At 35.9% G+C, this 14,420-nt stretch carries 12 protein-coding genes; all 12 read left to right on the top strand.

Translation table 11 applies throughout. The features are described 5' to 3' along the window. The 12 genes from F0000_RS16075 to F0000_RS16130 all read left to right on the top strand — a co-directional run bounded on the left by F0000_RS16075 (position 1) and on the right by F0000_RS16130 (position 14,416). Positions 1 to 249 carry a hypothetical protein gene (locus F0000_RS16075; RefSeq protein WP_149625755.1) on the top strand — a complete coding sequence of 83 codons (249 nt, stop codon included), beginning with the start codon at positions 1 to 3 and terminating at the stop codon, positions 247 to 249. Positions 250 to 634: 385 nt separating this feature from the next. Continuing rightward, positions 635 to 2,473, top strand: a complete 1,839-nt coding sequence (locus F0000_RS16080; RefSeq protein ID WP_149625756.1) for a type VI secretion system Vgr family protein — start codon at positions 635 to 637, stop codon at positions 2,471 to 2,473. Between the two features lies 1 nt (position 2,474). After that, positions 2,475 to 2,960, top strand: coding sequence for a PAAR domain-containing protein (locus F0000_RS16085; RefSeq protein ID WP_149625757.1), 486 nt, complete (start codon positions 2,475 to 2,477; stop codon positions 2,958 to 2,960). A 10-nt stretch (positions 2,961 to 2,970) separates the two neighbouring features. After that, the gene (locus F0000_RS16090; RefSeq protein ID WP_149625758.1) at positions 2,971 to 7,041 is read left to right on the top strand and encodes a hypothetical protein; all 4,071 of its coding nucleotides are present in this window, start codon (positions 2,971 to 2,973) and stop codon (positions 7,039 to 7,041) included. 3 nt (positions 7,042 to 7,044) lie between these two features. Beyond that, positions 7,045 to 7,503 carry a hypothetical protein gene (locus tag F0000_RS16095; RefSeq protein WP_149625759.1) on the top strand — a complete coding sequence of 153 codons (459 nt, stop codon included), beginning with the start codon at positions 7,045 to 7,047 and terminating at the stop codon, positions 7,501 to 7,503. An 11-nt stretch (positions 7,504 to 7,514) separates the two neighbouring features. After that, positions 7,515 to 8,009 carry a hypothetical protein gene (locus F0000_RS16100; RefSeq protein WP_149625760.1) on the top strand — a complete coding sequence of 165 codons (495 nt, stop codon included), beginning with the start codon at positions 7,515 to 7,517 and terminating at the stop codon, positions 8,007 to 8,009. Positions 8,010 to 8,282: 273 nt separating this feature from the next. Continuing rightward, positions 8,283 to 8,870: a hypothetical protein gene (locus tag F0000_RS16105; protein WP_149625761.1), complete on the top strand. Its 588-nt coding sequence runs from the start codon at positions 8,283 to 8,285 to the stop codon at positions 8,868 to 8,870. A 68-nt stretch (positions 8,871 to 8,938) separates the two neighbouring features. After that, a complete protein-coding gene (locus F0000_RS16110; protein ID WP_149625762.1) occupies positions 8,939 to 9,199 on the top strand; it encodes a hypothetical protein in 261 nt (86 codons plus the stop codon). Between the two features lie 289 nt (positions 9,200 to 9,488). After that, on the top strand, positions 9,489 to 11,057 hold the full coding sequence (locus F0000_RS16115; protein ID WP_149625763.1) for a hypothetical protein: 1,569 nt from the start codon (positions 9,489 to 9,491) through the stop codon (positions 11,055 to 11,057). A gap of 1,179 nt (positions 11,058 to 12,236) precedes the next feature. Beyond that, on the top strand, positions 12,237 to 12,533 hold the full coding sequence (locus F0000_RS16120) for a helix-turn-helix domain-containing protein (protein WP_149625764.1): 297 nt from the start codon (positions 12,237 to 12,239) through the stop codon (positions 12,531 to 12,533). Positions 12,534 to 12,621: 88 nt separating this feature from the next. Further along, positions 12,622 to 13,572, top strand: coding sequence for a DUF1376 domain-containing protein (locus F0000_RS16125; RefSeq protein WP_149625765.1), 951 nt, complete (start codon positions 12,622 to 12,624; stop codon positions 13,570 to 13,572). 4 nt (positions 13,573 to 13,576) lie between these two features. Then, positions 13,577 to 14,416, top strand: coding sequence for a hypothetical protein (locus F0000_RS16130; RefSeq protein WP_149625766.1), 840 nt, complete (start codon positions 13,577 to 13,579; stop codon positions 14,414 to 14,416). Positions 14,417 to 14,420: the final 4 nt, after the last annotated feature.

Here is a 14,420-nt window from a genome sequence, read left to right on the forward strand (position 1 = left end):
ATGGATGATATCTACAAAATAATAGGAACGTTTCTCGTTTTATTTGGGATTGTTTACTTCCTATGGAGATTAAGAAATGAGTGCAGGAAAATTAATGAAAATGCAGCACAACAAATAAAAAAACTGCAAGCGTGGCATAATCAACAGAAAGAGATATTAGAGAACGAAAAAATGGAGAGTAAGGAGATGATTGCGTATATAAAAAATAAAATTAATGATAGAGAATCACCTAATAACAATAGTTCATAAAAAAATTACCCCTGGAATACATACAAATTTGGTTTGGTTAATTTTTGTGTAGTTCGTATGGGGTGCTTGATTGATAAGGAAACATCGACTTTTATTATTTTGGGAAAATAATGATTCCTTTTTCAAGTGCCCTGTACGTTTTTTAAAAATAAGAAAATAGAAATTAAAAAAATACAAGATATTTTGACGAAGAAAGATCCTATGCTGTCAAACAAACGCTTAAACCATTATAAAAAACAGGCTTTATCCCCTGTGAGTCCCATTGCACACCAACAGATATTAATGTATGTTTGTGATCATTTTAAGAAAAAATGAGAAAAAAACAGGTAACAAATAACAAAATTAACACACTATTAAGTAGTAACCCCTATAAAAACACTTCCCTATGGCATTACAAACTACAGTAGAAATCAGCCTGGCAGGCACTATCATAAGTGCCTATAAAAGCATATCCATCAAGCAGGAGTTGGCTTCTCATCACAAGATGGAACTACGCTGTAGAATGGATGTTCTGGAAGATATGAAGGAAGATCTGGCAAGCTCCTCTAAAGACTTTTTAGGAGAAACTGTCATTCTACGAGTCGCTTCTGCTAGCGAACTGCTAGATTATCAGGAGCTTCGTTTTAAGGGATTGGTTACTTCTGTTAATATGACCAAAGGGTTTCACCAGCAAGGAGGAGATCTGGTAAATATAGAAATCAAAGGCTGTAGTATTCTTGCTGATGATGGAGCACACTTTACCTCCTTTTCCGAAATGGATCTGACGACCATACTCAACAATACTTATACCGGATATGATGTTGGTAAGCTGGAAACCAGCTTCAATCCTTCCCTGACCGAAACCTTACTCTATAGTGTATGCTCCAATGAGAGCGCCTTTGCCTATACCAGAAGGCTGGCAACACAATATGGAGAATGGTTTTATTATGATGGAAAGGCATTGGTATTTGGATTACCGCAAGAAGCAGCAGATCCTATCACCTTATCCTATGGAATCAATCTTATGCAATTTTCTCTGAACCTACAACCATTACCCAATAGTTTTAAATATGTGACCAGTGATTATATTACAGGTGATTTTCACCAATCTGGAACTAAAGAAGTCGCAAGCAACACACAGGGACATGTGAATTACACCAGTGGCAAGAGCGAAGAGATCTTCGGTAAAGAATCCACCGTATTCTTACACGGCTATGAAGATGCGCAATCCAAACAAAGGCTGGACAATCAGGTAGCTAAACAAAAGAATGCCAGAGAAAACAGCCAAGTAGTCATATCCGGAGTAAGTGATAACCCAGGTGTCCAGTTAGGGAGTGTTGTACAGGTCAAGGATGATACAAAAGGCTACGGTAGTTTCAGGATTACAGAAGTTTTTCACGAGTTAGGAGAAGGAGGTCGTTATTCCAATACTTTCAAAGGAGTGAGTGCCGATATTTCTGCCTATCCTTTGACTGATATCCTGGCATCCCCCAAAAGTGGTACTCAGGTAGCCAAAGTATATGATAATGCAGATCCAGAAGGGCTTGGTAGGATCAAATGTCAGTTCTTTTGGCAACTTGCCACAGGTCAGACAACCCCGTGGATACGTGTTCTCACCCCTCACGCAGGAGCAGACAAAGGATTTCATATGCTACCCGAAGTTTCAGAAGAAGTTCTTATAGGCTTCGAGGGGAATTCGGCAGAACGCCCCTATGTGATGGGATCGCTCTATAATGGAGCTGCTTACCCATCTGAATGGCAAACAGATAAAAACAACCTAAAAGTTCAAAGGACGCGAGCAGGTCATACGATGATTTTCGATGACAGTGAAGGAAAAGAAGAACTTACGATCTATGATAAAGATCAAAACAGTATCATCAAGTTTAAGAGCCATACCCAATCCTTAGATATTTTTGCCACAGAAGACCTGAACCTTACTGCCAAAAATATCAACATACAAGCAGAAGAAAATATCAATATTCAGGCAAAGCAAAACGTAGAAACAGCTGCTGAAGGTGATATTAAAACGCTGGCACAAGGTACTATTGCTTCGCAATCGGATGGAGATACGCAGATCAAAAGTAAATCCAACATGGATATTGAAGCAAGTTCTGATACTAAAATAACGGGGACAAACGTTGTTTCTGAAGCAAAAAGCAAAGCAGAATTAAAGGGCGCACAAACCAAGGTAGCCGGACAGATGACAGAGGTCAAAGGTGCTGCCTTCAAAATAGATGTAAAATAAGATGTCAGGAAAAGCAATAGCCACCGTAGGAAGTATGCATGTCTGTCCGATGTGTACCGGAACAGTCCCTCATGTAGGAGGTCCTGTCTCTGGTCCGGGGGCAACCGGGGTAACCATCAGTGGAAAACCTGTAGCACTTATGGGGGATATGTGTGTTTGTGTAGGCTCACCAGATATGATTGTACAGGGAGATCCGGGAGTATCCATCAATGGAGTACCCGTGGCCACTATAAATTCAATGACTGCTCATGGAGGGATGATCACTTCCGGAGAAGTTGGGGTCACCATCAGCCCAAATACAGAAGCTCCGGCAGCTCTCGTCACCATGCATATTCAGGAGATTCCATTTCCAGAGATTTCTATCGTAAACAAAGCACTTGCAGTATTTACAGGAAACTCTAATAAAGAAGCAGAAAGTAATCAAGAGCAAATAAAGGAAGAAGCTAAGAAACACGGATATCTTAGTGATTTCTCTTTTAGTCAGTAAACAATAGCGTATGAGAATAGAAGATCCTATCAAGATTGACTTTGCCAAAGATAATGAGGACTATACCAAAGCCAGGATAGAAGCTCTGTATGGTCACGCCAATCATATGGGCTTTTTCCCAATAGGAAGGCTTAATTTTTGGCACGGAGGTGTGCATATTGATGGAAACCATGCCATCACTGCCATCGCTGATGGTCGAATCATAGCCTATAGAATGGCTACGGATTATACCGAGGAAACCTTTCGGGAAACCACCAGTAAGTATTCTAATGGGTTTATGCTGATCCAGCACTATTATAGAAGCCCGCAAGGAAAAACTCTGCGCTTTTATAGTTTGTATCATCATTTGATGCCAAAGACAGAAATGGAAGAAGAAGCTGGAAAAAATGTACCAGAATTCTATGCCAAACATACCATCACAGTCAAAAAAGGTAAAACAGACCAGTTACTTGGACTTGCAGCCAGATCATCAAAATCCTCTTCCATCAAAAAGAAAGGGCAAAAAGTACATCTTATCCCTATAGGACATACGTTTACATTAGATCCAAAAAAAGAAAAAAGATCTGTAAATCCTGTACCTTTACCAGTAGAAGCGACTACTGTCAAGCCCATTATCAAACCTAACTTTGATGGAGAATGGGCAAAAGGAACCAATTATAAACGTATTAAATTTACAGATATCGATGGTGTAGAACACCGCAATGTATACACTTATGTAAACGCTGCCTATAATACACCTTTGGGAGGTGGCGTGTATAAAGTCATATATCCTACCCATGATCAACCCGATACTATTTATATGATCAAAGGGAATACCAAAACAATTCAGAAAGGAGCATTGATCTATGACAAACCAGATCATAAAGGAAAAGGAAAACTACTGAAAGTAGTGAGCAAAGGGACATCCGGAGAAGCCAAAAAAGTAAATAAGCACTGGTACAAGGTAAAGGATAAAGAAGAATATATCCAGGCAAAAGATGTAGATGTTGTCACCACCCTAAAAGATGATATTGTATATGATACAACCACCGATGTAGATGTACCTGTTAAAGCCGGAGATATCATCGGGCATACAGGAATGTATGGATATCGGGGAAATGAAAAATATAGAGCAGTACATCTGGAAGTTTTTACTGATGATCCTGATCTGGAAGAGTTTCTAAAAAACACACAGGATAATGACCGTACTCGTTATAAAACCAAAGCTAATATAAAAATATGGAACTCCAAACCACTAAAGAAACCCCTTCCTAAAAAAACAAAGGTCAAGGTATACCAACGTAAAGGAAATTTTGCACAGATCGGATTTGAAAATTTTGAAAGAGATATTCCTACCGATGGGATACTATGGACACCCAATCGTGATGGCAAGGAAGCTGGTCAAATCGGATATTCCAAAGAAAAGGGGTATGCCGTATTAGATGAAAAAGCTGCCAATAGCTATCTGGATAATGCCTTAGAAAAAGGGGTGAGCAAACTAATCTACAAAGCTAAAATTAAGATAAACAATCAAGATGGTAGAACCGTCACTTTTACGCATCCGCGGGCAGGACAAAAATATTGGGTTGATGGAGCGTTAATCCCGGAAGCCACCCCTGTAAGAAAAAAACTAGAACCTATAGCCCTTCAGCCAAAAGGAGTAAAACTATCATTTGGCACAGAAATATTAAAAGAACCACAAGAAGAAGAATCAAGTGCGGAAATGACAACTACGCCTGTAGCAGATACTCCTGTACACTCCGGGGAGGAACAGCAGTGGTTAGAAATATCCGATACCATAGAACGGGTGTATGAAAAAGAACCGGATGATACCACTATTGAATTTGAGGAGTTCAAGCCAGAAGTTGAATTTAAAACTCCAGTAAGCAGTGTTGAGCTAGATGATATCCTCTGGTGGAAGATCAAAGGAAAATACAGGAATGAAGAGGATAACCTGTTATCTAAGGAAGGATGGGTACAAAAAGCCAAAGAGGAAGAAGGCAAGCCTAAACCTACTACAGAAGAAGAACCGGACTTACAGGTTTTAAACCCGTATAATTGGCTTTCCTATGGATGGAAACAGTATGATAATACAGATGGAACGTATATCTACGATTTTAAAGATGAAAAAGATGCCCCTGACTTTATCAAAGAAGTATGGGAAATGGTAGATCTACCGGAAACAGTAACCAATCAGAATGGTACGGTAGAAGAAAGACGAGATCGGGTACTTAACAGATATGAACTACAACAGGCAATGCGGGTCAAGAAAAAAGTACGGGCATTATCGCATATGATTATCAAACATCCCAGTGAATGGGATTATAAGGGAGATAGGTATGCTTCGTTAAAGGCAGAAGTAGAAGAGTTGTATAAAAAAGGGATTGATCAGGAGGAGGATGCTGAACGCAGGCAGGAAATGGAGCAGATACGGGATGAGAAATTAGCGTTGCTCGAAGAAAAAATAAATGCACTTTGTTTCTGGAAAGAGATCAAGGATATTGAAATCGCTAAACCTGAAGAAAAAAAGGAAGAAAAGAAACCTAAACTATCAATGCTCCCAGAAGGATTTGTAGGACTTGTTAGTGAGCCTAAAGTTGAAGAGCCAACTTTTAGTTTAGAAACCGAAGAAACCACAAAAAATAGTAAAGAAAAACGTACCTTTCCGGTCAATAATAGTAATGTATGGCATTTTCATCCGATTGCTTTTGTTGAGCATTTTAAAATGTTACAACAAAATAAATCAGGGGAGTGTTATTGTAATAGAGAACTTACCGTTGAAGAATTTAAGAATATTTTTACCCGTATTCGTAAAAGTGAAAAATTAGGTAACGATATTTTGAGTCATAGCAATTGTAGTATCCCAAACGAGGATAAAACCTTTGATAGGCTTACAGAAGAGTTTAATAAAACGACCAAAAAGTATGGAATCAATCAATGTATTCAGAAAATGCACTTTATAGCACAATTATACTGGGAATCAGCAAGATTTACAACTGGATTAGAATTTGTGTCTGGAGACAATTATAACCCAGGAAATCATAAAGATGCAAAATTATTGGGTAATACATTGAATGGAGATGGTCCGAAATATAAAGGACGTGGTTTTATGCAGTTAACTTGGCGAAATACACAATTAGAGTATTTAAAGTATGCTGCGAAACACAATCAAGGAGTACTAAAAGACAAAACCGATATACAGCTGGAAAAACGTAGTAATAGTTATGAGATATATATATCAGACGATTTAGCATATGCGATGGATTCAGCAGGATGGTTTTGGTCCAAGTATAAGAAAATTGCGTTTAAAACTAACTCTAGCAAAACCAAATATTCTGATATACTGGGTGAAACGTTAAACGAAGTGGCTTTAAAAGGTGATAAATATATCAATATTATATCAACCTTTGTAAATGGAGGTGGAAATGGAAAATCAGAAAGAAAAGATTATTATAAAATTTTAAAAAATATTTTTAAGTATAATTATATCTGCATAAATAATGAAAACAAACGAGAAATCGTAACAGGAGATGAAGCTCCTTGGGTAAAGTATGTCTACCAAGAATTCATAGAGTATCAAGGAGTGAAAGAAGACCAGTCTCCTCTAAAAGAAAAGATTAAAGAGTACCATAATTCATCTACAGCTAAGGGTAAGAATTATAAAATATCTTGGTGTGCTTCATTTGTAAGTTGGTGTTTTGAGCAAGCTGGATATAAAAATATCAATTCTGGGTCAAATTCATTTGCATTTGATTGGGCTCCTGAAGGAAATAGACTTGCTAAAGAAAAAAGTGATTCTTTTAGAACACCTGATCCCAATCTAACTGGTTGGATTGAAGGAGAGGAATGCAAACCTTTTGTAGGCGCAGTTATAGTTTTAAGTTACTCCCATTGTGCAGTAATAGTAGGTAAAAACACTAAAGAGAATAAATATGTGTATATAGGCGGTAATCAAGGGAAAGGGATACAAGAAATAAAATATGGAACAGTAAATATTGGTAAAGAATACGCGATAATGAAACCTATTAGATATAATCCTAAATCTTTTGAATTACTTGAATTAGATAAAAACGAAGATGGTAATTATTTCACAACACATTAAAAAATGAAAAAAACAATAATTCATACTCTAATATTATTTGTAGTATTTGCTTGTAAACAAGAAAAGAATCAAATTGGCACTAAAATTATAAACATCACAAGTAAAGCTGTTATTGAAAACTCTAATTGTTTTACAAAACAAGATATAGATAAAATAAGTAATCACTATAAGTCATTAGAAAAAGCCATAAAATCTGGTGCTATTTATGATTTTTCAAATTCACCCATAGTATATTCAGAAAAAGATATTGAATGGTTAAAAAAAATGCTTAGTAAAAATATTTGTAAAGGAAGCTTAAACGATTTTTCTGATAAATGCCCTGAAACCCTGACCTATAATATTGACTGTAGTAAGGTGCAGATTATTGATGGTGAAGAACAGTTTTCAGAGCAAGACTATTGGGATGTTTTGGCAAAAAAGAATGGAAAAATTTTTATTTTAGAATCAGGTAGTGCCGGATAAAAAACATTAAGATGAGATATTTTTTGTTAATTTTTGTTTGTTCATTTTTATCTTGTAAGAGTAATGTTAAGCAAGACTCTTCTTTTAGTAAAGAGAATTTAATAACAAAAAAAGAAACTTTAAAACTAAAGAGTATTTCATTTGATGAAAGAAACTTTGAATTTGTTATTTCTTTATCTAATGGTCAAATCAATAAATTTGAAGCATTAGAATTATTGGTTGATTCAGTAACTAGCTTTAAAAAAATAGATTCAAATTCTTTTGAGTTTGGTAATGGAGATCATTATGGCAACCATATTTCTATGTTTTTTTATTTTAATATTAGTGATAAAACTCTTTACCTTAAAAAAATTGACGCTTTCTTTCCATTTAAACAAGACACTTTAGGGCGTAATAAGTATTGTACAATGGATAACTTAAATATTGATATTCGCACTATTGATAGTGAACAATTATTTGATGAGTTCAATACAGATAAATATTGTGAATTAAGAAAAGATAATTAATCCATCAGCTGAAAATCGTCGCTTATTCAGAACTTTGTGTAGCTTGATAAAATTAATTTGATAACTACACAAAATTAAATCGAAAAGTACAAATATTATATTCGAATTAGGAACGCCCTACCTATCTTTTGCTTTGGGATCTAAAATCATAAAATTAAACCTAATAGTATTAATAAGAGTAAACGAAAAGTTTTATATTACAGTAATTCTATGATTGCTCTGCAAGAATTAGAAAACATCTGTATAATCAAGTTACTAAATTAAATAACACACTTGAAACCAACGGCTCAAAATACCATACAACAACTGCTAAACCCTGAGTTCAAATGCTATATAAATACCGATGTCCGAGACTCAAAAGTTCTCTATTCATCTTTTATACATTGCACCACTAAAAATATTACTCACAGCTTAGAAGGAGGAATAAACTCCTGTTTGTTATGTGTTGGAGAACGATTATACCAGTTAGATATGGAGTGTAGTTCGATACTTGTATTTAATGAAGAGCGTAAGATTACTTGTAATGAAAATTTTACAGTTCATAGAATTGACCATAAGTCAGAAGATGCTATTAAAAAATTTCATCCGGATTATGTGTTTCGTTTTTTGTATCTAAAAGACTCAAAAACATTCTTTTATTCTGTTCCCAAAAAAGGAAGTAAGTATACTGCGGATGGTATCGGAACTATTGTGGATGACATCCCATTAGCGATTCAAAACAAATTTGAAATATACAAGTGCTGTACTAAGATTATGAAAAACCATCATCTTTTCAAGCCTGATATCAAAGAACATAAAATTGACTATAGAATCCACGAAGTCGATTTTAAGAATAAACAATGGAATATCCATACCTATTGACAAAGAAAATTCTAATTATTTTCATACATCGGTAATTATAAAAATTCAAAAAATAAGATTTCTGATCAATGAAAGTCATTCATAAAATCATCAATCCGGATGTTAGAGGGCGTATCTTTACCCAGAACCATCACTACAATTACAGATCAGCCTTTGCTTTAATTCATAGAGAATCCGGAGATATGATAATGGATTTCGGAACGCTGGAGGATTGTATAAAATCTGTAAACATTCTGGTAACACAGCACAACTTACCAGATCAAAAAGTATCCCTTCAGATGTTTACAATTCAAGGGAATATTCTCCATAATTCATTCATTGTCTTATAAATACCCCATGCGGAGTACGTGTTTTTTTTGGTAATCTTATCCCATACAGACACCATATTCCTTGAATATTTTGTTAAATAGTCTAAAAATTGTGGTAAAACAGCAGTATTATGCTGTTTTCAGGGTAACAAATTCCGGTTTCCAAACACTTATTACTATTAGGATCTTTTTGAAATAGTACTGTTTTTTTTCAGTTCGCTATTTTTTTTAGTTTCTATACTCAGGTATACAAGTCCCATTGCAACTTAACCAGGAAATCAAAACAGTATAAACCAACAACCGTTATTGAATGGAATACCTAGATGTATTGCGTCGCATCTTTGATGAAGACATGAGATTACTAGATGTAAATTTTTTTAAAACTCAAACCTATAGAGAGTACCTACAGCAAGAAGGTACAGAATTACACACCCATTATTCATTTGAATTTACGAGAAAGGATTCGGAGATATGGTTACTCCCCTGGCATAGGGAAACTCCATTTTTAAAACCCGATCCGGGTACGATATCCAAAAAACCCAGAGTCCCTCCTTTTGAAGAAGTACACACAGAAATCCATATGATTCTCGAAGAAGAGCTGGAGCAGCATATACGCTATGACCAGATACAAATCAATGAGATAGCATCCTCTGTTTTTGTAAACATCAATGCCTGGATAGCTTTTGATACCATGTCCGATCAAACCCTTTGTTACTACTATTACTACAAGGTAATGGCAGATATCCGACCACGACTCACCAGAAAATTGAATGCACTATTCTTTGATGATCAGAAAACAGAACAGGAACGCTCGGATCAAATCCGTAAATACCAATATGCGCTGGAATATTACCTACAGGAATTAGAGAAGCGTTTTGGTAAGTCCGACCAGAGATTCAATCTAAAAGCTATTGGAATCCGTAAATCCAAGGAAGATTCCCTTAAAGCCATATACCTTGCCCTTGAAGAGATCATGCTATTTATAGAACGTTACTTTTCTGAGGTCATTGATCGAAAACGAAACCTTCCCTATCTGCAACGAAGGAGTTTTATCAACTGTTACTATAGTGATGCCGAAAATTTAGCCGTCCTTTTTAAAAAGCAAAAGCTCCCTCTAGCCATTGAAAAAGCAGTTTGCAAACCCTTACAATCTATTATGGATGACCATTTCAAAGCATTCACCTATCTGGACAGGCAGTATTATATCACCTTTATAGAACTCTTTACAAGATTACTCAAAAAAAGTAACAAACCCCATCACGATGCTATTTACAAATTACTGATCGCCCTTGATTTTAATACACATACAGTATACAAAGCATTAGAGGAACAATTACTGGTAGAAATGAATCAGTTCGAGAAGCATATCGAGAAAAAAAGTTTTCTCTATAAACGTATGGTTCATATCAAAAGAATCGTAGTAACCGCTCCTTATCGATATAACCGTGAATTCCCAAGCCTGAAAACTTCCCTTCTGGAAATGATACTTTCTACAGTCGACCTGATAGACCAGCAAATGGAACTGGAAAAGTATCAACAGGAAAAAGTGCCAGACACTGGTATATGCCGATCAAAAAGTGTGGATGGCAAGGTCAAAAAAAACAGGCTCAATATGAGTGTTCACGAAATATCCCTGCTGGCACGTTTGTTTTTTGAAACAGGGGTAGTGCCTTTAGAACACGGGAAGCAACAGTATTTTAATTTCCTTTCCAGCATCTATAAATCCAAAGAGTCGGATGTAATTTCGGAGCACAGTATTAAAAATTCTTTCTACAGTCCGCCAGAAGAAGTATATGACCCTACCGAAGACCTGCTGGTCCGTATGATTAGCAAACTACATAAACTCCGGGATTCAACGGATCTAAGAAAAAATGGCTAAGAGCTACTTTTTATTGGTCCCGCCAAAGGGTATAACACCCCAAAGTAGTTTACTTAAAACAAGGTCAATATAACTTTTGCTCCCCCATCTGTACCTTCTAAACAGATTCATACAGCAATAAAAAAACACCTTTGTAACAAAGGTGTTTTTCTTAATCCAACTTTAAATATTCAACGGGGTAATCTCATAATCTACGACTGCATATTATTTACCAGCGGTTGATCATAAACTTTTCAGGTTCGGTATATGTTAAAAAAATAGTTACGGATTTCATAGGTATAGGTTTTAAACTACACTGTAAAGGTGCTAAAAAACCATAAACAAGTTAGATAAATATCGTTGAAATGAATTTTTATGCCGATAAACAGCAACTTCCTTTAGATTAAAAAATTTTATACATTTTTAAAGCGTACTATGTATGCAATTGAATATAAGCTGATTCGTTTTATTGGCACCTCCAAAGGGTATCATAACCCCGAAGTAGTTTACTTTTTGCTAAGTACAAGACCAATAAGTCCTCCGACAAAAAGAAATGAACAAATGACTATTTCATTTATATAGACCCCGGAATACGGCGGTTTTGTATAGTATACCCAACACAAAAAAATAGTAAAAGGTAAAAAGAAGAACATCCCAATAAAGTTGTTTTTTTTCCTGTTTTTTTTTGTCTTTCATCTATGACAGCTGAAGATTGCAAATCATTATCGTACTTACTGTCTTTTAAAGCTACTAAAAGCAGGAATAAGTGTTAAAAAATTAACATAACCCTGCAAGCCCTCTAAAACCAAGCATTGCACTTTAGTACAGTCGGTTACCTGTTTACAAGGGATTGACAAGAATTTTGACAGTTCCCAGAACATAAAACCCCATTATTAAAAAAATACACACTTTTTTTATAAAAATTAAAGCGCACACCATCAACACCTTACTCATTCATTACATCGGGGTTGCGGTAGGGTTGCGCACGGAGCTGCAACCCTAAACGCATTGTTTTTTTCGGTTGTTTTACCACGGGATGTTGGAGCTGTCTTTCCAGGGCGTACGACACGAAAGACAGATTACAAAATTTCAGTCCATTAGGATCTTAAAGTTGCAACGCTGATTCGACTGTTTTTTTTAATCATTTTTCCACATCCCTCTAAAACAATGTAGAACAATTTAATACCAGTATATACAGATATGGAATTGATCGTATTTGAACAAGAGAGTTACTATAAAATGATGGAAGAAATGATGACGATGATGTACAAAGTCATCCGTCTGGAAAAAGAAGCGACCATGCAAGGCTTAGAAGAAGAGGACGATTATATCACTACAGAAGAAGCCCTTAAACTGCTAAATCTAAAAAGTAAAAACAGGCTTTATCAACTTCGTCGTGAGAATATCATCGATTTCTTCCAACACGGACGTAGAGCCATTTACTCCAGAAAAAGTATCATCGCCTATATACAGGCACATAAAATTTCTAAAAAATAACAATACTGAAGTACAAGGATGGGGATATGAAGGTCTGTTTTATAATCCCCATTTTTTCTACTATAAATACAAATAAAAAACAATACTTATGAAAAAAGATCCGGCAGTATTATTTTATACAAAAGATTGGTTGGAAGGAACCGTTGACATGTTTCCAGAAGAAAAAGGGGTATACATAGACCTCTTATGTTATCAACATCAAAAAGGTTTTTTACCTCAAAATGAACGAAGATTAGCCAAAATAACAGGTATTTCAGAAGAAAAGTTTACAAAAATATGGCAAGAAATCCGTGGTAAATTTATCGCGATCGAATCGCTCGCTCCCTCACTAAGCGAACCGCTAACAGAGTGGCAGCACAAAATGTGTAGTGATGGCTTTGGTGAAGGTCTTGTGAACTTTAGGATGCTAACTGAGACAGTTACCAGACGGAAAACAACAACCAAGAAATCTATCCAAGCCTATGTCACGAACTGGTTTCGATATGATCCACTTGGTAAAACCATCAAAAAATCGCAAAAATTAATGTTGTTAAAAAAGATCGATTATAAAAATCTAATGGCTCAGAATTCTGGAAAAAAAGAAATCTATTTACATTTACAAGCACTCGCTCAAAGGTTTGCGGAGCAATTGCATATAGTAAATGGAAATGGAGATGGAAATGCAAATAATACTATTAATTTTATTAATAGTTCTGCAAATGAAAATGAAGATGCAAATGCAAAAAAAAATGTCGCTGCTTCAAAAAAAATTGTCGATGTAAATTTTCAAACGCAGCTGTGTGATTTTTTCTCGATGACAGGAAAAAATCATTTGCAGGTTGTTGAGCAAACGCTCCAGAAGCTATCGCTTGAAGAAAACTACCGGGAATTCAAAAATCAAACCACTGCCTATATGCAATACAAAACCCTATCAGCAGAGCGCAGACACCTCTGGGAAGGCTATCTTGACCAATGGCAGAAAACCGATTGGAAGCATAAGCTGGAGCAATTTTCTTCTGAAAAAAAGCCAATGAAAAAGAAATTTTCCATCAACAGGTAGCCAGATGACCAAACCCAAAAAAACAATTCCATCTCCGCCAAAACGCATGGCTGGGGTGGATGAATTTAAATCGATTTTAAGCAATAAAAAAATCGATAGCTACCAAGTGCTAGATATTGATGTTAAACTTCAGGAAAACACACTTAAAACGTCAAAAAACGATATGAAAGTTATCATCACCAAACCTCTATTGTGGAAATTATTTAAAAAAGCGTATCGAATTTTAAACAAAAAGGATTTTGTAGAAACCAAAAACACCCTTGCCAACATCGCTCCATTGATCGATTATTTCGCCAAAGATCCTACCTTTTTTCATCGAGATCGACTGATTACCCATACGGGCAATCTAACACTTTCTCCCAGCTTTGAGAAAGGCTTGCTGATCATTGGCGCATATGGGAATGGAAAAACCACAGTGATGGAAGCATTTCATCTGATCTTTGAATATTACCAAATGCCGATGCGATTTAAAGGGTGTAAAGCCCACGATCTGGTAACGGAGTACGAGCGAATCAGTGCAGATCTCACCTATCGGGAAAGCTCCAAATATCAATTTTACCAACGCCTTACCACCGTAAAAGGATTGTATCTGGATGATGTGAAAAAAGAACGAGAAGCCTCCCATTACGGCAAAGTAAATCTCATTCGGGATCTTCTGGAGAAACGCTATGATTACAAGAAGGGGAAAACCTACATTACCTGCAATTATCGCGAAGGAGATGAAAACGGTGATCTGGAGGATGCTCTGGCAGAATTCGGGGAAAAATATGGAGGTCATCTCTATGACCGTTTGTTTGAAATGTTCAATATCATCGAATTTAAAGGCTCTACTTTTCGGAAGTAACAAA

It is taken from the genome of Aquimarina sp. RZ0 (assembly GCF_008370685.1).
In the GTDB taxonomy this organism is placed as follows: domain Bacteria; phylum Bacteroidota; class Bacteroidia; order Flavobacteriales; family Flavobacteriaceae; genus Aquimarina.